Annotated in this window: 23 protein-coding genes; 15 read left to right on the top strand and 8 right to left on the bottom strand. The window is 53.0% G+C overall.

Features of this window, described 5'->3' with window-relative positions; all coding sequences use genetic code 11:
- Positions 1-41: 41 nt before the first annotated feature.
- On the top strand, positions 42-1,256 hold the full coding sequence (locus L21SP2_RS07550; RefSeq protein WP_024267910.1) for an adenosine deaminase family protein: 1,215 nt from the start codon (positions 42-44) through the stop codon (positions 1,254-1,256).
- 78 nt (positions 1,257-1,334) lie between these two features.
- Here L21SP2_RS07550 and L21SP2_RS19235 read toward each other — a convergent pair whose 3' ends face one another.
- The 3 genes from L21SP2_RS19235 to metG are packed head-to-tail and all read right to left on the bottom strand — an operon-like array spanning position 1,335 to position 4,968.
- A complete protein-coding gene (locus L21SP2_RS19235; protein ID WP_425277211.1) occupies positions 1,335-1,670 on the bottom strand; it encodes a lipid II:glycine glycyltransferase FemX in 336 nt (111 codons plus the stop codon).
- Entirely contained in the window at positions 1,610-2,659 is a 1,050-nt protein-coding gene (locus L21SP2_RS17085; RefSeq protein WP_053335627.1) for a peptidoglycan bridge formation glycyltransferase FemA/FemB family protein, read from the bottom strand. Before L21SP2_RS17085 ends, L21SP2_RS19235 begins: the two co-directional genes overlap by 61 nt.
- Complete coding sequence (gene metG / locus L21SP2_RS07540; protein ID WP_024267909.1) at positions 2,659-4,968, bottom strand: methionine--tRNA ligase; 2,310 nt, start codon at positions 4,966-4,968, stop codon at positions 2,659-2,661. Before metG ends, L21SP2_RS17085 begins: the two co-directional genes overlap by 1 nt.
- 31 nt (positions 4,969-4,999) lie before the next feature.
- Between metG and L21SP2_RS07535 the strand changes: the two genes are divergently transcribed.
- On the top strand, positions 5,000-5,434 hold the full coding sequence (locus L21SP2_RS07535) for a hypothetical protein (RefSeq protein WP_024267908.1): 435 nt from the start codon (positions 5,000-5,002) through the stop codon (positions 5,432-5,434).
- 120 nt (positions 5,435-5,554) lie between these two features.
- Here L21SP2_RS07535 and L21SP2_RS07530 read toward each other — a convergent pair whose 3' ends face one another.
- Positions 5,555-6,349, bottom strand: coding sequence for a dienelactone hydrolase family protein (locus L21SP2_RS07530; protein ID WP_024267907.1), 795 nt, complete (start codon positions 6,347-6,349; stop codon positions 5,555-5,557).
- Between the two features lie 264 nt (positions 6,350-6,613).
- On the opposite strand from L21SP2_RS07530, the gene hflK reads away from it, so the two are divergent.
- Both hflK and hflC read left to right on the top strand, forming a co-directional pair.
- Positions 6,614-7,609 (top strand): FtsH protease activity modulator HflK, encoded by a 996-nt coding sequence (hflK, locus tag L21SP2_RS07525; RefSeq protein WP_024267906.1) that lies wholly within the window; start codon positions 6,614-6,616, stop codon positions 7,607-7,609.
- Positions 7,606-8,625 carry a protease modulator HflC gene (gene hflC, locus L21SP2_RS07520; protein WP_024267905.1) on the top strand — a complete coding sequence of 340 codons (1,020 nt, stop codon included), beginning with the start codon at positions 7,606-7,608 and terminating at the stop codon, positions 8,623-8,625. The genes hflK and hflC overlap by 4 nt, the downstream gene beginning before the upstream one ends.
- A gap of 258 nt (positions 8,626-8,883) precedes the next feature.
- Here the strand turns inward: hflC and L21SP2_RS07515 are convergent, their stop codons facing one another.
- On the bottom strand, positions 8,884-10,668 hold the full coding sequence (locus L21SP2_RS07515; protein WP_024267904.1) for a DNA adenine methylase: 1,785 nt from the start codon (positions 10,666-10,668) through the stop codon (positions 8,884-8,886).
- A 60-nt stretch (positions 10,669-10,728) separates the two neighbouring features.
- Between L21SP2_RS07515 and L21SP2_RS07510 the strand changes: the two genes are divergently transcribed.
- The 4 genes from L21SP2_RS07510 (at position 10,729) to dinB (ending at position 17,400) form a co-directional block, all read left to right on the top strand.
- Positions 10,729-12,429 carry a Mur ligase family protein gene (locus L21SP2_RS07510; RefSeq protein WP_041401335.1) on the top strand — a complete coding sequence of 567 codons (1,701 nt, stop codon included), beginning with the start codon at positions 10,729-10,731 and terminating at the stop codon, positions 12,427-12,429.
- A 62-nt stretch (positions 12,430-12,491) separates the two neighbouring features.
- Complete coding sequence (locus L21SP2_RS07505) at positions 12,492-13,598, top strand: D-alanine--D-alanine ligase family protein (RefSeq protein ID WP_024267902.1); 1,107 nt, start codon at positions 12,492-12,494, stop codon at positions 13,596-13,598.
- Complete coding sequence (locus L21SP2_RS07500; protein WP_211233436.1) at positions 13,595-16,159, top strand: hypothetical protein; 2,565 nt, start codon at positions 13,595-13,597, stop codon at positions 16,157-16,159. The genes L21SP2_RS07505 and L21SP2_RS07500 overlap by 4 nt, the downstream gene beginning before the upstream one ends.
- Positions 16,159-17,400, top strand: a complete 1,242-nt coding sequence (gene dinB, locus L21SP2_RS07495) for a DNA polymerase IV (protein ID WP_024267900.1) — start codon at positions 16,159-16,161, stop codon at positions 17,398-17,400. The genes L21SP2_RS07500 and dinB overlap by 1 nt, the downstream gene beginning before the upstream one ends.
- Here the strand turns inward: dinB and L21SP2_RS07490 are convergent.
- The gene (locus L21SP2_RS07490; RefSeq protein ID WP_041401333.1) at positions 17,324-17,812 is read right to left on the bottom strand and encodes a hypothetical protein; all 489 of its coding nucleotides are present in this window, start codon (positions 17,810-17,812) and stop codon (positions 17,324-17,326) included. The two genes, dinB and L21SP2_RS07490, sit on opposite strands and share 77 nt — an antisense overlap.
- A 227-nt stretch (positions 17,813-18,039) precedes the next feature.
- Here L21SP2_RS07490 and L21SP2_RS07485 point away from each other — a divergent pair, with 227 nt between their 5' ends.
- From L21SP2_RS07485 to L21SP2_RS07465, 5 genes are read left to right on the top strand one after another with little or no spacing between them, the layout of a single operon-like run.
- On the top strand, positions 18,040-18,438 hold the full coding sequence (locus L21SP2_RS07485) for a hypothetical protein (protein WP_024267899.1): 399 nt from the start codon (positions 18,040-18,042) through the stop codon (positions 18,436-18,438).
- Positions 18,438-18,791, top strand: coding sequence for a tRNA-binding protein (locus L21SP2_RS07480; protein WP_024267898.1), 354 nt, complete (start codon positions 18,438-18,440; stop codon positions 18,789-18,791). The genes L21SP2_RS07485 and L21SP2_RS07480 overlap by 1 nt, the downstream gene beginning before the upstream one ends.
- A gap of 7 nt (positions 18,792-18,798) precedes the next feature.
- Positions 18,799-19,614 carry a TatD family hydrolase gene (locus L21SP2_RS07475; protein WP_024267897.1) on the top strand — a complete coding sequence of 272 codons (816 nt, stop codon included), beginning with the start codon at positions 18,799-18,801 and terminating at the stop codon, positions 19,612-19,614.
- Positions 19,577-20,386 carry a tRNA threonylcarbamoyladenosine dehydratase gene (locus L21SP2_RS07470; protein WP_024267896.1) on the top strand — a complete coding sequence of 270 codons (810 nt, stop codon included), beginning with the start codon at positions 19,577-19,579 and terminating at the stop codon, positions 20,384-20,386. Before L21SP2_RS07475 ends, L21SP2_RS07470 begins: the two co-directional genes overlap by 38 nt.
- A 39-nt stretch (positions 20,387-20,425) precedes the next feature.
- Positions 20,426-21,139 (top strand): YjjG family noncanonical pyrimidine nucleotidase, encoded by a 714-nt coding sequence (locus L21SP2_RS07465; RefSeq protein WP_024267895.1) that lies wholly within the window; start codon positions 20,426-20,428, stop codon positions 21,137-21,139.
- A 64-nt stretch (positions 21,140-21,203) separates the two neighbouring features.
- Here the strand turns inward: L21SP2_RS07465 and L21SP2_RS07460 are convergent, their stop codons facing one another.
- A complete protein-coding gene (locus tag L21SP2_RS07460; protein WP_024267894.1) occupies positions 21,204-21,389 on the bottom strand; it encodes a hypothetical protein in 186 nt (61 codons plus the stop codon).
- Between the two features lie 146 nt (positions 21,390-21,535).
- On the opposite strand from L21SP2_RS07460, the gene L21SP2_RS07455 reads away from it, so the two are divergent.
- Both L21SP2_RS07455 and L21SP2_RS07450 read left to right on the top strand, forming a co-directional pair.
- On the top strand, positions 21,536-25,363 hold the full coding sequence (locus L21SP2_RS07455) for a DEAD/DEAH box helicase (protein WP_053335625.1): 3,828 nt from the start codon (positions 21,536-21,538) through the stop codon (positions 25,361-25,363).
- Positions 25,342-26,094, top strand: coding sequence for an Lhr family helicase (locus L21SP2_RS07450; RefSeq protein ID WP_041401329.1), 753 nt, complete (start codon positions 25,342-25,344; stop codon positions 26,092-26,094). Before L21SP2_RS07455 ends, L21SP2_RS07450 begins: the two co-directional genes overlap by 22 nt.
- 11 nt (positions 26,095-26,105) lie before the next feature.
- Here the strand turns inward: L21SP2_RS07450 and L21SP2_RS07445 are convergent, their stop codons facing one another.
- On the bottom strand, positions 26,106-26,579 hold the full coding sequence (locus tag L21SP2_RS07445; protein WP_024267893.1) for a hypothetical protein: 474 nt from the start codon (positions 26,577-26,579) through the stop codon (positions 26,106-26,108).
- Positions 26,580-26,617 lie beyond the last annotated feature (38 nt).

Genomic DNA, 26,617 nt, shown 5'->3' with positions numbered 1-26,617 from the left:
TTTTACTGGACGGTTTCCGGCATTTTGAATAGGTTGATGAAATGAAATGGTACAATAATGAATTTTTACGGGCAATACCGAAAACTGATGTTCATGTTCACCTGGACGGGTCACTGCGCCTGTCCACTCTGATCGAGCTTGCACAAGACAAGCATATTGAACTTCCGGCATATACCGAGCAGGGTCTCATCGATACGGTATTCAAAACCTCATACGGGAATTTGAACGAATATCTTGCAGGTTTTGCATACACCACCAGGGTGATGGACGATCCTGAATCCCTGGAACGGATCGCATACGAGCTGGCGGAGGACAATATCCTGGAGGGGGTACGGTATCTGGAGGTGCGTTTTGCCCCCCAGCTGCATATCCGCCCGGGTATGGGTTTCCGGGAAGTTATGGAGGCTGTGGACAGGGGCCTCCGCCGCAAGCGTGACGAGTTTAATGCTGCACTCACCGGGGATGAACCGGAATTTGAATACGGCATGATTGTATGCGCTATGCGGTTTTTCAACGAACACTTCAGCCCCTACTTTGCCGACCTTGTACATGCCCACCCCTACAGCAGTGAAAGAGAAATTATCCAGTACGCGAGCCTTGAACTGGCCAGGGCTGCGGTGCAGCTTCGCGGGGAAAGCGACATTCAGATAGTGGCATTTGATCTTGCGGGCAGTGAGTACGGATACCCGGCCTCGGCACACCAGGCAAGTTATGATCATGTTCATAAAAACTTTCTTAACAAGACAGTTCACGCCGGAGAGGCATACGGCCCCGAAAGCATCTTCCAGGCCATTACCGATCTTCACGCCGACCGCATCGGCCACGGGCTGCACCTGTTCCATGAGCATATGATACATGATGAAAAGATCAGGGACCGCCCGGGGTATCTTCACGGACTTCAGCAGATAATTGCCGATAAACGGATAACCCTTGAAGTCTGCTTGAGCAGCAACCTTCAGACCAGTCCGGAAATTCCCTCGGTGGGACAGCATCCGCTGGGACAGATGCTGGATAAAAAGCTGAGCGTTACCCTCTGCACCGACAATCGCCTGGTAAGCCACACCACCGTCACCAATGAGATTGCTCTTGCCCTGGACAACTTCAGCATCACTCCGGGTCAACTGAAGGATATGATTATCTATGGCTTTAAACGTTCCTTTTACTACCGGGATTACGGAAATAAGCGCAGCTATGTACGGAAAATTATCAACTACTATGAAAAAATGGAGAAGGAATTCGCCATACAGGATCCCTGATCAGAATGCATAGAAGTCTGTACCGGGCATGCAGCAGAATGGTACAAGGGGTGGTACTGAGGTTAACAAGAAATGTTACTACCGTTTTCGCAGAACCCGCAGGTAGTACATTCTCAGGAATTCAGCCCACCTGTACAGCTGATACAGCAGTGGGCGCACCGGCAGATCCCAGGCCCCCGGAGTATGAACGGCCTGCCCTCCGAAGCCAATTTTGAACTGATAGAGACCGTACATGGGGTGTCCTTTTTCAGCAAACGGAGGGATTCCGAAAAAATCGTAATAGGTGCATCCGGCGGATCTCATATCCCGTATTGCCCGCCATTGCAGGGCGTAGGCGGGCATCAGATTTCGCTTTACATTTGAACTGGCCCCGTACAGGTACCGTGCAAGATTCCCTTTCCGGGTGACGATAATTCCCGCAAGAAGGTCGTCTTCATGTTCCGCCAGATAAAGGATGCATTGATCGTCCCGGGTGCGCTGGAACAGCCCGCATAATAATCACAGCCGTGAACCCCGATACGGTTTCGCTCCTCGGTAATCCGGTAAAGCTCATACCACTTCTCCAGTTCAGCGGGGACGCTGTAGTCGGATCGGTCCACCCGGCGGATGATGACCCCTTTCTTCCCGGCCAGTCGGATATTGTACCTGGTTTTGCTCTTCATCCCGCTGAGAAGTTCCTGTTCGCCCTGTTCATCCGATCGGGTATCTGGTTGCGTGCCCTGTTCCTTGTTTGGCTGGGTATTTTCTGCAAGTGGGGCTGAGGTTCCTGCCTCTGTCCCGATCGGGAGAATCACCGTATCCGGCGGCTGGATATCTGCAAGGGACTTTTTCAGTGCTGAATTATCCAGACCGGTGTTTAACCAGGAAATTTCCGGGTAATCCCACTGCGCAGGTCTGGAGAATACCGGTGCCTGTTCAGCAGAAGAGACACTTGCTGAAGAGGCATCGGATGAGCTGTCCGGGGTCAAACTTCTTCCTGCCAGAAATCCGGGGAAGCCGGGATTTACCCCCCAGTTCAGATCGAAGCGCACACAGAAAAGGGAAGGAATGTGGCGCCGGACTGCCTGTCCTATGGATTCAAGCAGATCGGCGGGACTGGAATGAATATTCCGGTCTTCCAGACTCTGCTGAAGGGTTGTAATGTGATTGAGATCAGGAGCATAGGGGATGTATGCCAGCTTCAGACCGGCGGGCAGGCTGCGGATGAGCACAAGAATGTATACAGGGGCATGTGCCCGGGCATTCTTTTCGTCCCCGGAATCTGCCGGGGATACTTCAAAGGCACGGGCCGACCAGCCGAAGGCTTCCTTCTGCCGTGCCCAGATACCGGACTGAATGAGTTCTTCATTGTCTTCCAGTACCGAAACATCCCGGGGAATGCAGCGGACAGGATTCTCTTCCATCAGCCCACTGCCCCGTTTGCCACTTTCGCTGAGCGAAGCGCTTTCCCGGCAACCTGCAGGGGCTTGCCGCCCACGGCGATCTCATGATTCTCGGAGGTTAACGGGATATCAAAGAAGGTGTCTATGTCTATGCGGTCTTTTTCACCCTGGGGTTCCAGTCCGCTTACATGCACCTGATCGCCGGGTTGTGCATGGTCGGCAAATATCACATCCACAACTTCTTCACCCTCAGCCTTGGAGCTGGCGGCTAAAAGCATTCCATGGCTCTTGACACCCCTAAGCTTGGCCGGCTTGAGATTGGCCACAAGAATAATATTCCGGTTCAGCAATTCTTCCTCTTTGTAATGAGGAACCAGACCGGAGACGATACTCCGTTCTTCGCCGCTGCCGTCGTCCAGGGTTTCTATATAGAGCTTCTCAGCCTCGGGGTGACGTTCAATTTTCACAATTTTTGCGACACGGAGCTCAACCCGTTTGGTGAAGCGCTGATCCAGACGCAGGCCTTCATCCTGTTTGCGGATTTTTTCAGCTTTGCTCAGTTTCTTTTTTTCGGATTTTTTATCGGATTCCCCGCCGGAGCTGCTCTTTTGGGCGGCGGCTTCCGCCCGCTCAGCCTGACTTCCGGCAAAACGCTTCCGCAATTCCTCAATGTGCGTCCCGTCCAGCTGCTTGAACAGAATCTCAGGGGAGGAAATCACAGGAATGGGAAATTCGACCGCTGCTGCGCTGCCGAGCTTGCTCCAGTCCGCGCTCTCAGCCCCTGCTTCCATTCCCAGGAAGGCGGCGATCCGCTCTGCGGTTTCCGGTATGTAGGGGCGAACCAGAATGGATAGATCCCTGACCAGGTACGCAAGGTCGCTGAGTATGCGCTGAGCTTCCCCGGGATTGCTCTCCCGGAGCTTCCAGGGCTCCGACTCCTGGAATACCTTGTTACCGTAGCTTGCCAGTGCAAAGATTTTCCTGAACGCATCCCGAAGCTGGGCCCACTCCAGATGGGTGGTAATCTCCTGCTCCAGCCTGGTTACTTCCTTCCAGAACACCGAACTGTCGGAATTGTTCAGGTCGGGTACCGGCAGCTTTCCGTCAAAAAAGCGGACAGAAAAGCTGAGGGTACGGTTCACCAGATTCGCCAGGTTTCCGATCAGCTCTTTATTGGTTTTTTCCTGAAAATCCTTCCAGGTAAACACGTAATCCGAGGTTTCCGGACGGTTATAGAATATGTAGAAGCGCCATACGTCCGCAGGAATTCCCGTGTCCTTGGCATCGTTTCCGAATACGCCGATACCTTTGCTCTTGGAAAATTTTCCGCCTTCGTAGTTCATATATTCTGAACTGCTCATATGGTGGAGCATGGTCCAGTCATCTCCCGAGGCAAGCTGAGATGAAGGGAAAATTACCGTATGAAACGGGATGTTGTCTTTACCGATAAACTGGAACAATTCCACTTCATCGGGGTTCAGCCACCACTCCTTCCACCCGTCGGGGTCACCGGATTTGGCTGCATATTCTGCGGAAATGGAAATATATCCGATGGGAGCATCAAACCACACATAAAACACCTTGTCCTCAAAGCCTTCCAGGGGAACCGGGATTCCCCATTTCAGGTCCCGGGTAATGGCACGTTCCTTCAGTCCGTCTCTGATCCATGCCTGGGTCATCTGAACCGCATTCCTGGCCCACTTCCCCCGTTCGCTTGCTTCATCCATCCATTCCTGAAGAAGGGGCAGAACTTTGGGCAGATCCAGGTAGAGATGAGTGGTCTCCTTCAACACAGGCGTACTGTTATCCATGATGCTCACCGGATTGATGAGATGCTCAGGATCCAGCAGCTTCCCACAGTGCTCGCACTGATCGCCCCGGGCATCGTCATAATGACAATGGGGACATTCGCCCTTCACATAGCGGTCGGCAAGAAACATTTCACTCTTTTCAGAATAGAGCTGCTTGATGGTATGCTGGTTGATATAGCCGTTGTTATATACCTTGGTGAAAATATCCTGGACGATCCTGGTTTGAAATTCCGTGGAGGTCCGGCCGTAATGATCAAAATTGATATTGAACCATTCATAAATATCCTTATGAATGGCATGATTTTTATCACAGAGTTCCCTGGGGCTCATCCCCTCTTCCCGGGCACGGGTTTCAGTTGCGGTGCCGTATTCATCTGATCCGCAGATATAGAGGGTGTCGTAGCCCTTCTGACGGGAAAAGCGGGCAAAAACATCAGCAGAAAGGACTTGAATGAGGTTGCCCAGATGCGGGATATTGTTTACATAGGGGAGAGCACTGGTTACTAAACGTTTCTTCATAATGAGACACTATAGAAGGCAGGTTTAACGAATGTCAACTACATCGGAACAGAGCAGCAACGGCGGCGGTCCGGGAGATGAGTTTATCCGTCAGGCTACAGAGATCACCCACAAACATCTTCAGATGGTAAGCGAAGAAAGCTGCAGCCTCTTCCAGGCCATGCTCAGCAAACTATGGCTGGAAGAAGGAATTCTTGATGAGCATGAGGCCCGTTCAATACCGTCGGAACTGACCGCTCATCTGCGTAAGCATTTCAGCCTGGATCAGCTCCAGGCCCTGTGCCGTTTTTTCCTGGATTTTTTCTCCGGAGGTCTTTCGGGACAGAAAGAAGGCCAGCTCAGTTTCACCCACCTTGAATTTGACGGTCTGAAACACTTCCAGCTGAAGTTTGCTCACAGACTTCCTGAGGAAGACCGGAGCAAACTTCATGAGCTCATTGCAATGCTGGAAAAGAGCGGGGGCTGAAGCAGCTTCAGGGGTCCGCCCCGGCACCTACCATCAGGCTGATCCGTACCGGCCGGGCGGCCCGGTAATGTACGGCAGTTCCTCACAGCCGAGCTTTCAATATCGGTTCAGAGCTACAGCTCAGAGTTCCGCTTCAAGAAAACCGAGGAATCTCCGCCATGCCCGGGCGGAAGCACCGGGCCCGTTCAGCTCACCGGCTTTCACAAAGGCATGCCCCACCCCGGAATATATTTCCTGTTCATATTCAACATTCCTGATTTCAAGGGCGGATTTAAACTCTGCAACTTCTTCCAGGGGAATGCTGGCATCCTCTTCACCGAAAATCCCCAGTACGGGACCGTTCTCTCCCAGACTGCCCTGTTCCTCGGGATTGGTTACCAGGCCGCTTCCGTAAAAGGTAACAGTTGCGGCGGGCTGATCGTTCCGGATTCCCAGCATCATTGCCTGTCGGCCGCCGAAACAGAACCCTGCCACGGCGGTGCGCTGCGGATCCACCAGGGGATCGGCAATCATATCCGCATAACTGTCATCAATTCTTGAATAGATTTCACTATTGTTTTGGGTGAATGTAAGAAACAGCGCACCGGGAACGGTCCGGGCAAGTTTCCCCCCGTATGCATCCGAGGCATACACCACATATCCCCGGGCGGCAAGGGCCTGTGCTTTGATGATATGTTCTTCATTCAACCCCCACCATTCATGGATCAGCAGCACCGCCGGAAGCTCACCGGGGGAAAGATCATTCTCATGCACATCATCAGGATAAAAAACCGCATACTCTGTTTCCTCGCTGTGAAACTGACCGGAGCCGGCGAATGCAAGGGCATCGGCGGCGGCAAAAACCCCTGCTCCCAGAATCAACAGTATCGGCAGTGCCAATACAACGAGAATTATTCTTACACTGTTGCGTTTCATATAATCATCTCCCCCCACTGCGGTATTCGTTGCTGAATTGCAGTATCATTTTGTGTACTGATTGCGTTCCGTATGAAAATCTACCAATAATCCGCCCTGGAGTAAAATTTGCTCCTGTTTGACCCTGATGAAAATGGGGTATACTTTAGAGGAGTCCCCGCAGGCCGAAGTTCCGACGAAACGGTATGAAGCGGGGCTTGGAGTTGAATATTCTTTTCAGGAATGTGTACCTGTAGATATTGACAACGAAATCAAGGAGGCAGTATGTCAGATGAAAACCGCCCTAAGAAAAAGGCAGGCGGAACCATCACCACTTCCATGATCATCCTTATACTGGTTGGTCTTGTGGTGCTTGGGGGCGCTTTAAGCACCTTTTTCCAGGTGGATGCCACTGAGCAGGCCGTAATTACCCGATTGGGCAGATACAATCGCACAAAGGGTGCGGGACTGCACTTTAAGATTCCTTTCGGCATAGAACAGCATTTCATTGTTCCCACCGAACTGAATCAATCCATGTCGTTCGGATACCGCGCCCTGGAACCGGGCGTTCAAACGGTGTACGACACACGGGATTATCCTGAAGAATCGGTGATGCTCACCGGGGATATCAATATTATTGATGTTGAGTGGGTAATTCAGTTTCTCATCACAGATCCGCAGAATTGGCTGTTTAACGTGGATGATCCTTACAAAACCATTTCCGATATCAGCAAGTCGGTTATCAACCGCCTGGTGGGAGATGAGAGTCTCAATGCGGTGCTCGGCCCCGCCAGACCGGCTATTGAGGATCAGGCCCGGCAGGACATGAATGTGATTTTTGATGATTATGAACTGGGCATAAATGTTACCACTGTGGAACTGAAAAATGTTTTACCCCCCAGCGGAAGAGTGGAAGAGGCATTTAAGGATGTTCAGGACGCCCAGCAGGACATGGAGCGTCTGATCAACGAAGGTCAGCAGGCCTACAATACCGAGATCCCAAGAGCTAGGGGTGAAAAGGAACGGGCCATTCAGACTGCACAGGGCTATGCCAACGAGCGGGTGAACCAGGCCGAAGGGGATGTAGCACGTTTTATTGCCGTCCTTGGAGAGTACAGCAACGATCCGGATACCACGAGAACCCGTCTTTATTATGAAATGGTTGAAGAGGTATTCCAGGATGCCGAAACTACAAATCTTATCGACCGGGATCTGCAGAACTTTCTTCCCCTGCTGAATCTGAACCAGCAACAGGGCCAGACACAGGGAGGTACACAGTGAATAAGGCAACACGAAGACTCATCATCGTACTCAGTATAATTGTGGTTCTGGGAATTCTCTTCTTTGCATTGGGACCGTTTTATGTACTCAATGAAGGGGAACAGGCGGTAATTCTCCGCTTTGGACAGATTGTCAGAAGCGATACCGAAGCCGGACTTAAGTTCAAGACTCCTTTCATCGATAACGTGGTGGTCTACAGCAAGAAGATCCAGCCATGGGACGGTGATCCCAAAGAAATGCCCACAGTAGGCGGCGAATTCATTATTCTGGATACCACCGCACGGTGGCGTATATCCGATCCGGAACAGTTCTACTCCAGACTGGGAAATATGACCGCAGCATACCGTCGTCTTGACGACATAATCGAATCAGGGGTCCGTACAGTTGTGAGTCAGAATACCCTGAATTCCATCGTACGGGACTCAAACCAGATCAACGAAGTTGAAGTGAAGAGTGAAGAGCTGGAAAACCTGTCCATCAACACCGAGGGGTTTGATCAGCGGGAATTTCAGCGCCAGCTGGAACAGGCAACCAGCACCGGCAGCCAGCCCAATATTCAGCGGGGACGTTCGGAGCTCACGGCCGACGCATTGGCCACCAGCAGACCCACCGTTGAGGATTTGGGCATTGAACTCATCGACCTGGTGATCCGTCATGTTCGCTACAGTGACGATCTGATCGACCGTGTGTACGACCGGATGATATCCGAACGTAACCGGGTGGCGGAATTTTACCGCTCATTCGGTGAAGGTCAGCGTCAGGAACTGCTGGGACAACTGGAAAACGAGAAGCGTCGGATCATCTCCGAAGGGTACGAGGAAGCCGAGATTATTAAAGGTGAGGCGGACGCCCAGGCTGCCCGGATTTATTCACAGGCCTATGCCCAGGATCCGCAGTTCTTCGAATTCTGGCGGGCGGTGGAAAGCTACCGGCGTACGGTTCCGGGCTTCAACAAGACTCTTTCAACGGATATGGATTACTTTAACTTCCTCTATTCCAGTGAAGGTAACCGCTAAGAGCCCGACATCGATATCAGTTTCCACATCGATAGCGATATTTTTATCGATAACCGGTTGAAGAACCGGGCTCACAAGCAACAGCGGGGCTGTCTGAGAAATGAACTCAGGCAGCCCCGTCTATTTTTTAAAACCCGATCTACTTTTTTTAACCCCCGATCCACTTCAATAACAATGACACCCTCAGTATGTTCTCGGGTGCATCCTGTTTCGTGATGGCTGTCCCGCCGTATTAAAGGGGCTGCCCGACGGGTTAACCTAACGCATCCGGGGGCGCACCCGGTCAACGGCCTCATCCAGTTCCCGGGAGAAGTCGGGCAGGCGACCGGATTGAATCCCCTCCCGCAGCTGCTTCTCAAGCTCATCAAATTCCCTGGCGTATTTTCGGAAGCCCAGTTTCTTCAGACTCCAGAGCAGGGTTTTAATATAACGGCGGATCTGTGCCGGCAGAATCCGGGCAGGCTGAATCCGTGCAGGCCGCCCCCCGGAGCACATCATGGCATGTTTCTGCTGAAGAATCCCCGAGACAACCTTCACTCTGCTGGCATGATCCTGAATTTGCGCCCCTTCCAGGGTGTCAACAAGCTGCTTAAGTTCCCGGAAGGACGGATTGTCGTGATTGTCAGAATTCCGTGTGGAAGATGCAAGGGTTCGGATCTGCGCCTGATCATCCCTGGAAAACTCGAAAAATTCCGGCAGCTCACAGCAGCCCAGGAGAGGCAGCTGCTTATCCGGAAAACATCCAGATAGAATCTCCGGCTGAAACCAGCCTGCAGAGAGGCGCTGCAGCCTGTTCATGAGAAGCAGCTCCTGTATGCGGTGTTCAGCCCCCGGAGTCATTTGACGGCGGCGGTTCAGATGAAGAATGAACTCAAGGTTCCCCACTTTCCGGGTGCTGCTCTGCCTCCCGCCCCGGTATGTGGTGTAATCCCGGGTGAGCATTTCAACCCGGCCCTGTTCGCTCATGATCTCCAGAAGCTGTTCAAAGGGGATGATCCCCTCGCTGTTATAGCTGAGCAGAATATCCGGGGCATCCAGGGAATCGAGAAGCTGCTGAAATGCATCCGGCGCCAGATCCCGGTAACAGAAATCGCTGCGGGTGCGCACCCAGTCCTTCCGTATTCCGGCTTTCTCAGTCAGTTTTCCGTCAGCTCCGATTCGGGTGCTGATCTTCGGTTTGTCCCACCTGGCAATACTGTTGAGCATAAAATAGTTGCTGCCGTATTGATGCTGGTTGTAGGGAGGATCCAAATACACCATATCGTAGCTGGATCCTGATATGGACAGAGCGTCACTGGAGCTCACCCTGATATTCTGATCCCGGGGCAGCAGTTCCCTTTGAGGAAGCCGGGGATACGGCAACTCCATGGGTTTCAGAATGCGCTGCAGAGCGTCTTTCCCGTGACCGCCGAAGCCCTTGTGGTAGGCTTTAAATACCCCTGAGGTGTTCGCGTGGGTACCCGCCTGGTAGAGAAGCAGGGCAATGAGCAGCCGGGATTCACGGCTGTCAGCGGGATACTCGTTTTGTATTTTCCATCTCACCCCGTCGATGAATCGGGCATTTTCAGCGGTATAGAACAGGCGTTCTCCGGAGATATCTGCTTCGGCAGTGGATTGGGGTGCATAGTATTTGGATATGTAGGCCTGTGACTCAGGGTCATCCAGTCCGTCTGCGCTGCATCTATTTCCGTAGCGGTTCAACTCCCGGAGGACCCACTCCAGGCCGCCGGCTGAGTCGAACAGCCTCTCCACGCTTTGAGCATCTTCCATTAGGTATGCGGAATTGAAAATCCGGCTATAGTCTTCCCAATCATTGGCATGAACGTCCATACCCATCAGCCGTGCAAGGCGGGAAGCCGATCCGGTACCTGCGAAGGGGTCGTAAAAGCGGGGACGGGAAGTCGGGTCTGCGGGATTCATGCTGAACCCCGCTTCCCGGCCGATGTATTCAAACTGTTCTTTGAGAAAGGGTAAAAGGGCCCGTTTGTTGCCGATGTATGCAAACAGCTGGCTTGTCAGATAGGTGTGCTCAAGGATGTCCAATATGCCTCCAGGCGGGGAGCTGTCTTGCAGGAGTCATGGCAGCTTGGTAGACTCCGAAAAATGAACAAAAAGAGATTATCAGCTTTGCTTGCCGCCTGCAATACAATGAAACGGGCGGATAATAGTTCCCTGGATCCGGAAGTTTCTTCTCTGGTATATGATTCCCGGGATGTGGGGCCCGGTTCGATGTTCTTCGCCATTCCCGGAGCTCATACCGACGGCCACCGCTTTATTGCCACGGCCCTGGAAAAGGGTGCTGCTGCAGTTGTTTTTCAGACGAAAGATGAGTTTGTGAGCAGGCTTATTCAGGACGGGATTCCCGATGATTTTCCCCGGGACATACAGCTGCCTCATCCGGTTTTCATTGCAGCTGAAAGCAGCCGACAGGCACTTTCCCGCTGCAGTGCAGCCTTCCATGATTATCCTCACCGTGATTTAACAGTTATCGGGATAACCGGTACCGACGGTAAAAGCTCAACGGTGGCATTTCTGCATCAATTGCTGAATGATCTGGGTATTCCCGCGGGCTTTATCTCCACCGTTGCAATGCAGACCGGCACGGAGACCCGTAACAACATGCTCAGACAGTCCACGCCCGAGGCTCCGGACATCCATCGTCTGCTGGCAGAGATGCGGGCCAACGGAAAGCAGGCGGCTGTGGTGGAATCCACAAGCCACGGGTTGAGCCGGAAAACCTCCCGTCTGCTGGATCTGGAATACGACGGGGCGATATTCACCAATATCTCCCACGAGCATCTGGAGTTTCACGGAAGTTTCCCCCAGTATCTCAGCGATAAAACCAATCTCTTCCGCCAGCTGAAGGATTCACAGCCGGATGCGTCGAACACATCTGTTGCTGTGATCAATCTTGAGGACCCGAACTTTTCCTACATTGCCCGGGCGGCGGCTGAACGCTCCGCCCGGATATGCGCATTTATCAGCAGCCAGTCCGGTGACTGGCCCAGGACAGAGGCACGGAAAGATCTGGATCTTGCGGACATTCTGTTCGCCGCCCATCCGGTGGAGCATCTGAGCGACGGCAACCGCTTCAGCCTGAGAGTGGTTGAGAAATCCGCCTGGTCCGGGCAGCCTGCCGGAAAGAGTCTGAAACAGCTTATTGATCAGACAGAGGCCCTGGAAATGCATCTTCCCATTCCCGGCGGGTTTAATATTGATAACGTACTTGGATGTACAGCCCTGCTTTCTGAACTTCTTTCGGTACCTGTGCGGGAAATCGCCGGTGCAGCGGCGGGGTTGAAGGGTGTGAAGGGCCGAATGGTGCCCCTTTTCCACGGACAGCCGTTCACCGCCATTGTGGACTATGCCCACACTCCGGGAAGCTTCACCAAAGTATTTCCTCTATTTCGGGAGTCATGCAGAGGCAGACTCATCGCAGTATTCGGCTCAGCAGGGGAACGGGATACTGCAAAGCGTCCCATTCAGGGTGCCATCGCCGCAGAATATGCCGATATTCTAGTTATTACCGATGAGGATCCCAGGCTGGAAGACTCCATGGATATTATCCGGGATATAAGCCGGGGCGCCAGGGAATCAGGGCATGCTGTTGAGATCCATGAAATTGCTGACCGGCGCTCAGCCATATCTGCAGCCTTTTCCATGGCCGGGGAAGGTGATACTGTTGTAATGCTGGGTAAGGGGCATGAAGGCAGCATTATCACCGCGGCTGGCAAGCAGGCCTGGGATGAGGAATCTGTTGCCAGAGATTGCCTGGAGCAGATGGGATATACCCGGCAGAAATAGCTGATCGGATCTGTATGTCCGGCATAGGAAATTGATGTACACTACAAGAGAGCGGATAAGGTATGAATGAGCCAAAATTGAACATTGTAATTCTTTACGGGGGAAAAACCGGTGAGCACCAGGTTTCCCGGGTATCTGCGGGATCGGTTATCAGAAATATCGACAGATCCCGTTACAAGCTTCTTCTGGTGGGAATAGATGAAGAGGGAGTCTGGCATCTTCAGGACGAAACCGAGCTGGAAAAGGTTATTGCCGGAAGCGATCCGGAAATTCAGCCGGGGAATGAGGTTAACGCAATGCCCGGCAGGGGGCTCGGGGTGAACGGAAAGCTGCTCAAAATCGATCTGGTGTTTCCTGTTCTTCACGGCACCTTCGGCGAGGACGGCACGGTTCAGGGATTTCTGGAGATGATCGGACTGCCCTACGCCGGCGCAGGAGTTCTTGCCAGCGCCTTCGGAATGGACAAGGTGAAAGCAAAGGAATTGTGGAGGAAAGAGGGACTGTCGGTTGTTCCCTTCATCCGTTACAGCCGGCAGGACCATGAAGCTCAGGAAGTTACTCCTGAAGTGCTGTTCACCCGCTGGAGCAGCGAGTTGGGTGCACCCTTTTTCGTAAAACCCTGCCGTGCGGGAAGCTCGGTGGGCATCAGCAAAGTGCGCCGTCCGGAGCAGCTTGCTCAGGCACTGGATACCGCCTTTCACTTTGACAATGATCTGCTGATCGAAACATCCATTAACGCACGGGAAATAGAATGCTCGGTCCTGGGGAATCGGGAAATCAGATCATTTCCTCCGGGAGAGGTGATCTCGTCCCACGATTTTTATGATTACAGCGGGAAATATCTTGACCCAAAGGGAGCCCGTCTGGAAATCCCTGCAGATCTCAGTCCGGCCAGCACCCAGCGGATCCGGAATATGGCGGAGGAAGCCTTCAAGGCTCTGGGCGGCCAGGGCCTTGCACGGGTGGACTTCTTTGTGGACCGGGACAGCGGCAGCATATTCATCAACGAAGTGAACACCATGCCCGGGTTCACAAGCATCAGCATGTACCCAAAGATGTGCGAAGCCGGCGGTCTCAGCTACCGGGAACTTTTGAATGAACTGATCCGTCTGGGGCTGGAACGCCACAGCGAGCGTTCACGGCTTGATCTTCATTACGGAGAAGAATGATGTATTCCCAGGGACGGAAACTCTACGGAATGCGATTCCGGGTCCCGGCACTGGTTACGCTTCTGCTGGTGACCGGAATCTTTGCTGCGCTCCTTCCCGGGGAATGTTCCGTACGGTTTCTCTCCGGTTCTGTTATTCATGCACAGGATTCCGTAGCTGATTATCCCACAGACGCCGTTCTCCGCTATGAACAAATCTTCAATGAGCTGAAAAATATCGGCGAAGCCAGAGAAAACAGTCCCGAGGCCGCTGAGCTTTTCAATTATCTGGGCCGCTTCGCCGACGAACACGGAATTCTCCGGGACTGGCAGCAAATATCCCGGAGGGAGCAGTTCCACAGTTTCGGCCGCAACGTCCGGTTCTCTATTCCAGGTGAGCAACAAAGCCGCCTGACGGTGATCCTTCCCTATGTTCTGCCCCCGGGAACCCGTGCTACCCGGGGAGGTACTTCCCAGGGGGACGCATCCGGGGGTGATGCCGCCCCCGACTCAGACTCCGCCCCCGACTCAGACTCCGCCCCTGACTCAGACTCCGCCCCTGACTCAGACTCCACCCCCGACTCCGATTCAGGCCCAGACTCCAGCCGGCTTGATACTCTTGAAACCCTTGCAGCGGTCTTGAGCATTCTGGCGAACCTTGAAGAAGAGATGCCGGCGGCAAATCTTGAAATTTATTTCCTGGGGAGCATGGATGAGCAGAAGGGGATGCGTGAGTACCTCTCCATCAACAGAGCCGTGCTGCCCCAGGCGGTTGTATATCTGGATGGGAGTGCCGCACACGCAGACTCCGTCATTATTGAAAACGGCGACACCGGCATTGTATCGCCGTTGTGGCTTGTCCGGCATATCCAGAATCTGCTGGATGCGTATGAGATTCCCGGAGGCCTTACCAACAGCAGAACCCAGCTGTACCGAATCGGCCTTGCCCGTCCCAGCGAAATTGGAAGGCTACTCCAGTCGGAACTCAACGCCATTGCCATCCAGTTTCAGGAAACGGAATCCGGAACTTCTCCGGTTCTCCCCCGGAACCTTCAGTTTCTTCATGATCTGCTGATTTCCAGTGATGACGAGGATATCGCCGAAAACGCCGACATTACCGGCCTCTGGGATCAGCATTACCTCAGCTTCAGCATCGGTTCCAGACAGTTTCTCCTGAATGAGATGCTGTATGTGCAGACGGTTCTGGCCGTCATCCTGCTGCTGCTCCTGTGGCTGTTCATCTTTCGCAAGCGCCGGAGAAAATATCTGAAAACCCTGGGAAGGAACTTCTGGAACCTGCCCCTGCTCTACTCCGCCATGTTTGCATTTATTTTCATGGGAAGTCTTATGGTCTCCATGGTGGAGCAGCTCAGGGGAATTGAAAATTTGTGGCGCTACCTTCCCATCCCTCTGTTTCTCCTGAAGATTATTACCGCAAGTTTTCTCTTTACCGTTTTCTTCACCCTGATTCGCCGATTCCCCCTGTCAAAGAACGGAAGTTTCTATTCCGCCGCCGCCATTCTGATTCTTGCCGCGGATGTGTTTATATTCGGAATCATCAACATCAATTTTGCCTACTACTTTCTCTGGGCCCTGTTCTGGGCGTTTATTTTTTCCATCAGCCGCAACCGGCTGCTGAAAAGCATTTCCGCCCTGCTTTCGCCCATGCTCATCGCCATTTCTGTGGTGGATATCATCCGGATAGATGAAACCCTGCTCATCGGCGAACTGATAGCCTCCGATGCAGGAATCAATCTCCTCGTGGCCTTCATTCTTCTTCCCTTCATGCTGATGCTGATCCGGCTTGATTTTCTGTTTCCACATCCGGTCCGGGGCAGGCGAAATTTCACTCTCAGATACTCTGCCCTGGCCATGCTTCTGCTGCTGCTGGCAAATCTCCTGAGTACATTTGTCCTGGAACCTTTTCCTGAACGTCAGCCCCAGCAGATCATTATACGGGGAGAAAACAGCCGGGAATACGATTCCCGGAGCCGTCAATCCGATGCTGCCGCAACAGAACTTGAAACAAGGGTCAGAGCCTACAGCAATGCAAGACTGGGCAAACTCGACTTTTCCCTTGCCGGTCAGGAATTTTCGGCGGAAACCCGGAACACCAGCTATCCCTTTCCTGTCACCCAAATCTCCGGACGCTTGAATTACACCCTGGAAAGCCGAAGTTTTCTGGGACGTACAACCTACTCCCTGGTCCTGGACAGCGGCAGCGAACGTGCGGAATCCATTCGGATCAGTCTGTTTACATCAGAAGATACTTCACCCTACGACGCAACCCTTCCATACCGGTTTATTACCGGCAGGGGTGAGATACGCTTTCTGAACGGCATCAATCCGCCCTCCCCCCTGAATCTGGAGTTCACCCTGCCCTCCCGCACACGGCCCAGAATAGAGATTCAGGCACTGTTCCGGGAGCCTGAGACCCGGTTTACCCGGGAGAACGGCAGGTGGAACGTTGAACTGCAGAAATTCATTCAGGAAACCATCATCATTTCCGGCGATTTGGACGGGGATACACAAACGGATGCAGATGGCAACGGAGAGCGGGACACAGAACCGGAGGGATCCTGATGCGAAGCCACACTGCTCTCTGGTTTCATGTTGATATGGACGCATTCTTCGCAGCGGTGGAACAGCGGGATCATCCCGAATACCGGGGGAAACCGGTAATAGTCGGAGCAAAGCCCGGGGAACGGGGGGTTGTCTCCACATGTTCCTATGAGGCGAGAAGATTCGGTGTTCACAGTGCCATGCCTGTCAGTCAGGCATACCGTCTCTGTCCCGACGGTATTTATGTCCATCCGCGGATGAAGGAATATTCAAAGGCCAGTCATGAAATTATGAAGATATTCTCCGACTTCAGTCCGGAAGTAATCCAGGTGTCAATCGATGAGGCATTCATTAACATGACCGGCACTCAGGGAATTTTCGGTCCTCCCGAGGAAGCTGCTCAACGCCTCAAGAAGCAGGTTTTTGATACAAGCGGCCTCACCATCACAGTCGGGGCCGCCACAAACCGCCTGGTGGCCAAAATGGCTTCGGCATACCGGAAACCCGACGGACTTACCATTATCCCCCCCGGGGGCGAACAGGAGTTTATCAGCAGTCTCCGGATTTCCGATTTGTGGGGTGTTGGAAAAAAGACCAGACAAAAACTTGAGGACCTGAATATCAGGGACATCGGCCAGATCGTACAAATTCCCAGACAGACCCTGCAAAATCTCCTGGGTAAATCCGGGGGAGAGTACATGTTCCAGATCGTTCGGGGTATTGATCCGGGCATATATGACAGAGAAGTGAAAAGTCATTCCATCAGCAATGAGCATACCTTCGGCGCTGACTGCAGGGATCCTCAGGTCATTGAAGATACCCTGTTCACCCTTGCCCACGGCATTATTTTCCGGCTTCACGCCGAGGGCGGCAAAAGCAGAACTCTGGTCCTGAAACTTCGCCTTGCCGATTTCAGCACATCCACCATTCAGCGGCGCTCTGCCCGGGAGATCATCACTGTTGAAGACTGCTACCGGATAGCCCTGGATTTACTGAAACAGAAGTGGGACTCCAGAACGCCGGTCCGGCTCATAGGACTGGGGTTCGCCTCTGTGGGCAGTCAGGATGACTTCACCCAGACAGAACTATTTGAAACCGGAGAGGAAAAACGGTCCCGGGCTGAGCAGGCGGTACTTGAGCTGAAAACCAAATACGACTCCCTGAACATCTCCAAGGCCAGGACGCTCATTGATTCCCGTCGGCGGAAAGAGCCCGGGAAGAAGCAGCCGCCGGGGAGAGATCAAAATCCTTTCGGGGAATAATGCCCTGCAGACTCCTCCAGCAATCCTGCGCCTCCGCCGTGAAGATCGGTGCACCCCCGCGATCCACATCGGTTACGGCGGCAAATACAAGGTCCGAGGACAAAGGAAGGAGATGAAGAAAATGGTCTTCAGAGAGCTTCCAGGGCGGGGGAATCTCCAGGGAATCATTCTCAAGCAGTTTCCATGGATGTTCGCTCACTCTGCCGCGGATGAGAGGAGCTTCAATTCCCCAATGGGGACCGAGAACATACTCCCTCCGGGAGCGGACTGAAAAGAAAAAAGCGGCAAGTTTCAAATCCTCTGATACCCGGGCAATCCGACACACTGTCAGCAGGGCATCCAGAGAATCGGCCCAGGAGATGTTCAGGGTTTCAAGAATTTTTTCCCGGTATTCATAATCGCAGAACAGCATGAAATACTATACTTCACTCCGGTATTCCTGTACAGAAGCATTGCCCTGGGACTGATCACTGGTTACAATTGACAGTGCACCAAAGATTGCGTCAAATCACAATTTTGACATTTTTTGATATGGGTGTTTTTTGTTAAATGTCAATGAATATCTTTAATTTTTTTCTGATATGGGGTATTATTTGGCGTGATAGGGATGCAGGAGTGCCTCATCTCGAGGAGGGAACAATGGTATATGACATTCCGGTCAACGAAAAGCGCGATTTATTGAAACAGACATTAATGACTCAGGGTTTTCATTGTGACAGTGAAGATGAATGGAACGCCCTGCTGGAACATATAGAAGTGCATAAGTATTTTGCAAGCGAACACAGCCCGTCTCCGGTGAACTGGCATGAAGCGGTCTTTTCATGGATGGAAGAAGTGTATGAACCCCTCCTGGACGCCGTTAAAACACCTGAACTTCATGCGGCCTTTCCCGATGTAAGCAGCGGAAGTTTGCTGTTCGCTATATCTTCTCACTGGTACTACCTTAAGCAGAGCAAGGGTGAAGTAAGTGCCGCGGACGCCGCCCGTGACTACTCCCGGAAATTCGGCAAAGAAAACAGGTTCCGGGAGACCCGGTAATGAATGCATTTATCGGCTGGGATGATTTTGAAAAGGTGGATATACGGGTCGGCACCATTGTGGATGCTCAAATCTTTCAGGAAGCCCGTGTTCCCGCCTACATTCTGAGAATTGATCTCGGGGATGATCTGGGCATCCTGAAATCCAGTGCACGCCTTACAGATCTGTACAGCCTTGAATCATTAATCGGCCGTCAGGTACTTGCGGTAGTGAATTTTCATCCAAAGCAGATTGGGCCAATACAATCCCAATGCAGTGTGCTGGGGTTTTATGATGCACACCAACGGGTGGTTTTGGCGGTTTCCGATACAGTAAGCGGCCGTGAGATTCATAATGGTGCCCGCCTGCTCTGAACCCGGTATGAGATCCGCCATTCTGGATGCCCACCTCCACACCCAGGACACTCCGGACAGCGTATTCTCCGGCTATCTTCGATGCATCAGCTGTTCAGCAGGCACGGAAGACTGGCAGGAACTTGCTGCGAACCGTGACCCCCGGGTCCACCCGTATGCGGGAATTCATCCGGCTCATATCCGCAACAAGCCCGACGGACGTTCGGATAAAAAACAACCTGCCCCCCGCGGCGGGGATCCTCGACTCCGGCGGCTCCGTGAACTGCTGGAAAGCCGCCCCGACATGGGCGTGGGAGAAATCGGCATGGACAGGAGTCTTTACTCCCGAGTTTCCCGGCAGCTGCAGGAGGAGTATTTTTCCCGTCAACTTCAGATTGCCCTAGAATATCATCGGCCGGCGGTACTGCACGTGTTGAACTGTGCGGGTGCTGCGGCAGAAGTGCTTGAGAGAAACAGCCCTGATATCCCCATCATGCTTCATTCCTGGTATGAGCATACCGAGAATCTTAAACGCTTCCTCAAATTCAACTGTTATTTTTCCGTTGGTCCCGGTGGGCACTGGAAGCACAGGCGAACCTGGGAAGGAAATGCCCGGAAGAGCAGCTCAGCTCACTGGCTGAAAGCCATACCCATGGACCGTCTGCTCATCGAAAGCGACTGGCCTCACGGATCAGAACGGGAGGACGGGCATACAAGCCATTCACAGCTTTTACTTTCGATGTATGAGCGGGTTGCCGCAATTCTGGAAATTGACAGAGATGAGCTGATTGATATAGTACTCAGAAATGGAAAGGTTTTCACGGATTTCCCGACTCATCGGTGAGGAAAAACTCAAACTGCTGCAGCATAGCAGGGTTACTCTGGTAGGCGTGGGTGCAGTGGGCAGCTACGCCCTGGAGGCCCTGGCCAGAAGCGGGATCGGATCTTTCCGCCTGGTGGATTTTGACAGCATTCATCCCTCCAACATTAATCGTCAGCTGATCGCCCTTGAATCCACCCTGGGTATGAATAAAGTGGAGGCTGCCCGGAACCGGGTGCTGGATATCAACCCACGCTGCAGAGTTGAGGTATGCTCCCTAGCGGCGGGAGAGGATACACTGGATGAGATTTTCAGCCCCATGGAATCTCCGTTACTTCCCACGGATATGCTGGTGGATGCAATAGACTCCCTTTATCCCAAAGCCGATATCCTTGAGTACGCCTGGCAGCAGGGCATTCCCGCCGTTTCCTCCATGGGGGCAGCCCTTCGCAGTGATCCTGCATATATCCGGATTGATGATTTAATGAGCACACGTATGTGTCCGGTGGCCAAAAAGCTGAGACTGATACTCCGTAAACGGGGTGTGGGTCGGGGAATTACCACCGTGTACTCCACTGAAGAAGTAGTCTTCGATTATCAGTCCGCGGAACGAAACCGACCGGCGGAAGAAATTCCGGATCAGCGGCAAAATCTCAATGGTCCCCGGCATGTACTGGGCAGTCTCCCCACTCTCACAGGCATTTTCGGTTTGTATCTGGCGAACACCGTAATTGAACAGATCTGCGGAGGCTTTTTCAAAGCAGAAAGTACTGCAAAACAGAGAAAGTCTGACTGAACAATGGTCAAAAATCCTGTTTCCTGATATGAAGAAACTATGCAACCGAAATTCGACTGGCTTTTATTCGATGCCGATCATACTCTTCTGGACTTTGATGCGTCCGAGGCACATGCCTTCCGGTCAGCCTGTACCCGGATGGAGCTGGAATATCAGGAAAGCTGGTTTCCCGTCTACAAAAATATCAACCGCCGTCTCTGGCAGGATCTCGAGCAGGGCCGCATAAGCTCAGGGGAACTCAGGCTCCAGCGTTTTCAGCAATTCTGTGACGCACTGCCCCGGGACGCCCTTTCCTCCGATCCGGATGCCCACCGCTTCAGCGCATGCTTTCTGGAAGAGCTGCAGAACACCGCACATCTCATGGAAGGGGCGGAGGAGATTCTTCGGAATCTGAGACCGCATTTCTCCCTGGCCATTATCAGCAACGGGATCCGTGAAACCCAGCATAAGCGCCTGGAGCGCACAGGCCTGAAACCCCTGTTCCAGCATATTATTGTTTCGGAGGATGCAGGTGCGGCCAAACCGGATCCCGCTTTTTTCACCCACACCTTTTCCCTGCTGGGCAGCCCGCTGAACAGAGAAAGAATGCTGGTAATCGGAGATAATCTCGGCTCGGATATTCTGGGTGCCAACAGGGCCGGCCTTCCATCCTGCTGGTTTAATCCGGGAAATGCAGAGAATCCCGGTACTGCGAAGCACGATTTCGAAATTCAAAACTTGAGCCAGCTGGCGGAAATTGTGTTCGCTGAGTGACAGACCGTTCCTGGTTGTATTACCTCATTATTGCCGATCTGATCTATTCAGACTGCTGACCAATTCAGTAGACAAAAAAGCCCGAAGAAATGATCAGCAGCACCGCCGAAGTAAGGATCAGCGCTTCAGCCATGATGATTTTACCCCGGATCCTTTCCACCCCATGAAACAGCCAGCTTGAGATGAAAAGCCCGGCGGTGATTGCGAGGATGGGCCTGAGTATTTCTGAAAGGGTGGAAATTCGCATCATCCCGTACCTCCGATGCATGAAGCCGTTGATAATCCACTGTATAGTGTTGGTGTGTAGTTCTACCTGTATACAATCAAAGCTGCCGCTTCTGCAATCGTCTGATTCAGCCCACCGGGTGTGCGGCCCGCATAGAGAGGAGATAATCCGTGTCCCAGGCTTTTTCTCAGTTTCATCCGCTGATACGCAGTTGGTTTGATTCCCGCTTTGATGCGCCCACAGAAATACAGGCAGAAGCCTGGAGACGCACCGCCGCAGGGGAACACTTGCTGATCTCTGCCCCCACCGGAAGCGGCAAGACCTTGTCCGCCTTCCTGTGGGCAATCAATGCGCTCATTCAGGGCAGTTTCCGGGGAAAGGTGCTGTACATATCTCCCATGAAAGCGCTGAATAATGACATCCTGAGAAACCTGGATACTACTCTCCGGGAAATCAAGGAACTTGCAGAGGCAAGCAATACAGAGATCCCCCATATCCGCACCGGAATTCGCTCGGGTGACAGTTCTCCGGCGGAGCGCTCAAGGCTGCTGAAGTATCCGCCGGATATTTTTGTGACAACACCGGAAACACTCAACATCATGCTCACTTCAGGGAACGGTCGGATGATGCTGGAGGATATAAGCCTGGTGATCCTCGATGAAATTCATGTCATCGCCGGATCCAAACGGGGAACCCTCCTCATGCTGAACCTTGAACGGCTGGAAGCATTGAAAACCGGAAGCAACATCCAGCGCCTTGGCATATCAGCCACCGTGCGGCCAGTTGAGAAGGTTGCCTCGTTTCTCGGAGGATACGAAAGCTCCTCATCTCCCCGGCGGGTATCTGTTATCGAAGATCCCATGCCCAGGAAATATCAGCTGGAAATCAAACTGGGAGAGGGAACAGATAGCAGCTGGTGGGACCGACAGATTCCGGTTATTGCCGATGAAATCAAAAATCACCGCAGCAGCATCATTTTCTGCAACAGCCGGAGGGCGGCGGAAAAAGCGTCAATGCTTCTGAATGAGTACTTTGATGAAACCATCGTTTTCGCACACCACGGGTCATTGAGCAGGGAATACCGCTACTGGGTGGAACAGGAACTGAAGGAAGGCCGCCTGAGGGCGGTTGCCGCCACATCAACCCTGGAACTGGGCATTGATGTGGGTGACGTGGATCGGGTCATCCTTCTCCAGGCTCCCTTCAGCCTGAGTTCCGCCGTGCAGCGCATTGGCCGATCCAACCACCGGCTTGACGGGGTATCCAGCGCAGTGTTTGTGCCTCTCCATCCCCGGGAAATTCTTTCCGCCGTCGGCATATCAAGAGCGGTGTGCCGGGGAATCATCGAGGAGGTGATCATACCTGAGAACTGCCTGGACATTCTGGCTCAAATGATAATCTCCGAAACCGCCGGAAGAAGCATTGTATATAATGACCTGTATTCACTGATTCGGCGCAGCTACCCCTATCGAAACCTGGGGGAGGAATTTTTCCGGAACGTAATTGAGATGCTGGCCGGCCGCTTTGAGTCCACCAGAATCCGGGAGCTGAAACCCCGCCTGACCATATCTCTCCCCGATTCCCCTGCGGCTCCGGATTCCCCCGCATCGGGATCCCGTCTGGAGAGCCGGGAGGGGTTACGGTATCTGATATACAGCAGCGGAGGAACCATTCCCGACAGGGGGTACTTCGAGCTGCGCATCAGCGGGAGCGATGAAAAGATCGGCGAACTGGACGAGGAGTTTGTTTTCGAGCGGAGTCTTGGGGACCGCTTCACCCTGGGAAACCGCGTCTGGAAAATCGATGAAATGGACAATCGAAGCGTGAAGGTTTCCCCCACCACACGCAGCGCCATGCTTGCTCCTTTCTGGCGGGCCGATACCCTGGGCATGGATCCGCTCATGGCGGAACAGATTGCCCAGGAGCTGAACCGTCTGGAAGAGGTACTGAAATCTTCCCGGGAATCAGATGCCCCTGCGGCACAGATGCTCAATTTACCGGACCAGGTCTCCATGGACGAGAGGGCTGCACAGGAACTGATCCGGTGGGTGGATGGCCAGCGCACATTATCGGAAACACGGGATACCCTCCCGGGCCGGGAGCGGATTGTCATTGAGGAACTGGATGATCCATCTCTCACCCCGGATCTGATCCATCTGGTGATTCATAATCTTCAGGGCGGACGGGTGAATGCTCCTCTGCTGATGTGCATTCAGCGCAGATTTGCCAGGCGTTACGGGATTGCCCTTACCGGGATATATAATGATGATGGAGTTATCCTTTCAGTTCCCAGAGAATATCGGAGCTATGCCCCCCTCTCCGGCCTGACTTCAGATTCAGTGGATACTCTTCTGGCTGAATCTCTCCCGGGCAGCGGCGTATTCGGAGCACGGTTCCGGGTGAATGCCGCCCGAGCTCTTCTGATACTCCGGCAGGGATTCTCTCAGCGGACGCCCTTGTGGCTGCAGCGAATGCGCAGCAAGCAGCTTCTTGAACGGGTGTACGGCATGAAAGAGTTTCCCATCACCAATGAAACCTGGCGAGAGCTGTTCGATCACGATTTTGCCCTGAAAGAATTGAAGGAGCATCTGGACAGAATCGAATCGGGGGAGACGGAAATTTCCCGTATCGTCACAGGGCACCCCGGACCCTTCAGTTCAGACATTATGTGGCAGCTGAACAATGAATATCTCTATGCGGATGACAGCATGGAACTGCCTTCGGGAGAGTCCACAGGGAAGGGCCTGTGGTGGCTGAGAACTCTTATTCAATCCGCCGAACCTCTCCCGGAAATCCCGCAGGAGATACTCAGGGAATATCTGGATAAAATGCGCAGACTCATCCCCGAATACGCCCCGGGCAATACTGAGGAGCTGCAGCTCTATCTCAGCGATCGACGGATTATTTCAGAGGAAGAGCTCAGCGAGCTCAAACAGGCACTGGAACACAAGGATGAACAGGATGGAGACGAGCCTGCTGCTGCACCCATCCGTTCAGATCATTCAAATCTATCTGCGGAACTCTTCCGGTTTCTTTCCCGGGAAGGCTTTTTCCGGGATACCCAGGCTGGCCCCATCTGGTTGCACAGCAGCTGTTCTCCTGTTTCCCGGGAGAAGCTGGCGCTGGAATGGCTGGGGTGGCAGGGGCCTGTTGCCCATGAGAAATTTATGAGTCTTTGGGGGGAGGACATACTCACCGGGATCATAGATTACGATGAGGTTCTGGAACTTGAAAGCGGTGAACCGGGCAGCCGGAGTATCTGCCTTCGGGAAACCCTGGAGCGTCTTCTGCGGATGCGGCGCAGGAATATGCGTCAGTACAGCGCAGCTTTGACGCTCACGGAATTACAGGAGGTCAACAGAAAACTTCAGGGTATTCATGTGTCTCCCCTGCCCTCTGATTCCCTCCCACATCTTCCTGCCGCCGATGAAGAAGGCTATACACGACTGTTTGAATCCCTTTCCGGTCGGGAGCTGAACGCCGGGCTGCTGCGCAGAGGGCTTTTTGAAGCCCGGCTGGCTACAGTATCCCCTGCGCTTGGAGAAGGAGTGTTCAGGCAACGTGACATGGTCTGGACCTGTACCGGGCCGCAAACACTGTGTTTCGCATCCAGGGAAGATTCTTCTGATTATTTTCCCCGGGTTGGAGATGAACAAGCAGCAGCCCCAGCGGCGGTTTCAGAATTGACTGCCGGCCAAACCTGGGAATTACTCCGGCAGGGATATCTCATGAACGATTCTTTTCAGGCCATGGGTACTGCCGCAGAAAAACTTTCCTCACCCCGGGAAAAAACGCCGGGCAGCAGCCCGACAAACGAAAATGACTATCAGCAGGACCTGTCTGAGGGCATCAGCTCCAAGCGCTCAGCGGCTTTACGGCTGTGGGAAACAGCAATGCGGGGCGGCAATCCCGGAGCCAGTGTCGTTGCCCCGTATCTCGCCGAAACTCCCCTGCCGGGAGTCGGGAACTGTCGGGAATGTTCTTTCCGGTTTCCCTGAATCAAACCTTCACCGGCTCGCCCCAGCCATCGGAAGATCCGGGAAGTAAGCTTGAAGCACTGAAAAACAGGGTGTACCGTCTCTTTCTGCGACATGGAATCGTTGACCGCAGAACCCTTGAGGACGAAGGAAGGCCATTCTCCTGGAAAGAGTTACTGCCTGCTCTGCGTCTCATGGAGCTTTCCGGGGAAATTATCGGCGGTAAGCTGTGCGATCAGCGAAGGGGAATCCAGTTCGCCATGAATGAACTGGTTTCCCGGAAAAATTACCGTCCAGGTCAGCAATCAGAGACAGATAGCCCGACCAAACAGAGAGGCTGGTACTGGCTGAATGCCGCAGATCCCTGTCTGTTTCCGGAATTGATTGACGAACGTCGCAGTGTCCACAATTTTCTGATCTTTCTTTCAGTGAATGAAAACTCTTTCAAACTCGCAGAGATCCAGGGCAACGGAAAAGAGATTCGGCTGTATCCGGCTGAGACTTCTATTGAAACGCATTCAGATATATCAGACGGAGAACAGACGGAGAGAATCTGCAGCATGGAAACGCTGCAAAGCATCATCATCAGCTTCTTCCGGAATCACCTGATCAAGCTCCCGGTTGCCCGGAAGGGAATTACCATCCACCGGATTGATGACGGTCCCGCCCAGTCCAGTGAACTCGGCAAACAGATGGTCAATGAAGGGTTTATCCCCATGCCCGGCGGCATACTCAAGCTTTGGAAGTACTGATGTAATCCCAATCATTTATCAGCACGGTAATTCAGCCCCCGTGGAGGGTACTGGTTACGGTATGTGAAAAGCAGCTGGAGATTTACCATGCTTCCGTTCCATTCTATGAAGTGGCTGGACATATCCAACGGTTCACCGTTCACTTCGATAATGTAGCGTCTCCGGTGTCCCGGAGGCATTTCCCGGTCAACTTCCACCAGCCGTGCCCAAACCCTCCGGACCCGGTTTATCTGCTTTTGGGATCCGGACCGGGGAATCTCCGATGATCTTTCTGGTAATCCTTCCGGCGAATCCTCCCTGGCAACTCCCGGAGATGAAGAATCGCTGGTTCCCAACAGAAACATTTCCTGCCTCAGCAGATTGATACACAGCTGGGCTGCCCGGGCATCCAGAGTAAACGGGTCCGGAGAGGGATATATGGCGCCGGTGAGGGACAGGGGAATTGTGTCGGCGATGAGATTTTCCGGAGAGGCCAGGACACTCATCAGGACACAGAACAGTATTTTGTAAAGCCTGGGAATTG

It is taken from the genome of Salinispira pacifica, from assembly GCF_000507245.1.
GTDB classification, from domain to species: Bacteria; Spirochaetota; Spirochaetia; order DSM-27196; family Salinispiraceae; genus Salinispira; species Salinispira pacifica.
This window is presented reverse-complemented; position numbering and strand designations above follow the sequence as displayed.

Bases quoted from the DNA above. Each gene is read 5' to 3' on its own strand.
- L21SP2_RS07550 (WP_024267910.1), top strand. From the start codon at position 42: ATGAAATGGTACAATAATGAATTTTTACGGGCAATACCGAAAACTGAT.
- L21SP2_RS17085 (WP_053335627.1), bottom strand. From the start codon at position 2,659: ATGGAAGAGAATCCTGTCCGCTGCATTCCCCGGGATGTTTCGGTACTG.
- metG (WP_024267909.1), bottom strand. From the start codon at position 4,968: ATGAAGAAACGTTTAGTAACCAGTGCTCTCCCCTATGTAAACAATATC.
- L21SP2_RS07535 (WP_024267908.1), top strand. From the start codon at position 5,000: ATGTCAACTACATCGGAACAGAGCAGCAACGGCGGCGGTCCGGGAGAT.
- L21SP2_RS07530 (WP_024267907.1), bottom strand. From the start codon at position 6,349: ATGAAACGCAACAGTGTAAGAATAATTCTCGTTGTATTGGCACTGCCG.
- hflK (WP_024267906.1), top strand. From the start codon at position 6,614: ATGTCAGATGAAAACCGCCCTAAGAAAAAGGCAGGCGGAACCATCACC.
- L21SP2_RS07510 (WP_041401335.1), top strand. From the start codon at position 10,729: ATGAACAAAAAGAGATTATCAGCTTTGCTTGCCGCCTGCAATACAATG.
- L21SP2_RS07505 (WP_024267902.1), top strand. From the start codon at position 12,492: ATGAATGAGCCAAAATTGAACATTGTAATTCTTTACGGGGGAAAAACC.
- L21SP2_RS07500 (WP_211233436.1), top strand. From the start codon at position 13,595: ATGATGTATTCCCAGGGACGGAAACTCTACGGAATGCGATTCCGGGTC.
- dinB (WP_024267900.1), top strand. From the start codon at position 16,159: ATGCGAAGCCACACTGCTCTCTGGTTTCATGTTGATATGGACGCATTC.
- L21SP2_RS07490 (WP_041401333.1), bottom strand. From the start codon at position 17,812: ATGCTGTTCTGCGATTATGAATACCGGGAAAAAATTCTTGAAACCCTG.
- L21SP2_RS07485 (WP_024267899.1), top strand. From the start codon at position 18,040: ATGGTATATGACATTCCGGTCAACGAAAAGCGCGATTTATTGAAACAG.
- L21SP2_RS07480 (WP_024267898.1), top strand. From the start codon at position 18,438: ATGAATGCATTTATCGGCTGGGATGATTTTGAAAAGGTGGATATACGG.
- L21SP2_RS07475 (WP_024267897.1), top strand. From the start codon at position 18,799: ATGAGATCCGCCATTCTGGATGCCCACCTCCACACCCAGGACACTCCG.
- L21SP2_RS07470 (WP_024267896.1), top strand. From the start codon at position 19,577: ATGGAAAGGTTTTCACGGATTTCCCGACTCATCGGTGAGGAAAAACTC.
- L21SP2_RS07465 (WP_024267895.1), top strand. From the start codon at position 20,426: ATGCAACCGAAATTCGACTGGCTTTTATTCGATGCCGATCATACTCTT.
- L21SP2_RS07460 (WP_024267894.1), bottom strand. From the start codon at position 21,389: ATGATGCGAATTTCCACCCTTTCAGAAATACTCAGGCCCATCCTCGCA.
- L21SP2_RS07450 (WP_041401329.1), top strand. From the start codon at position 25,342: ATGTTCTTTCCGGTTTCCCTGAATCAAACCTTCACCGGCTCGCCCCAG.
- L21SP2_RS07445 (WP_024267893.1), bottom strand. From the start codon at position 26,579: ATGAGTGTCCTGGCCTCTCCGGAAAATCTCATCGCCGACACAATTCCC.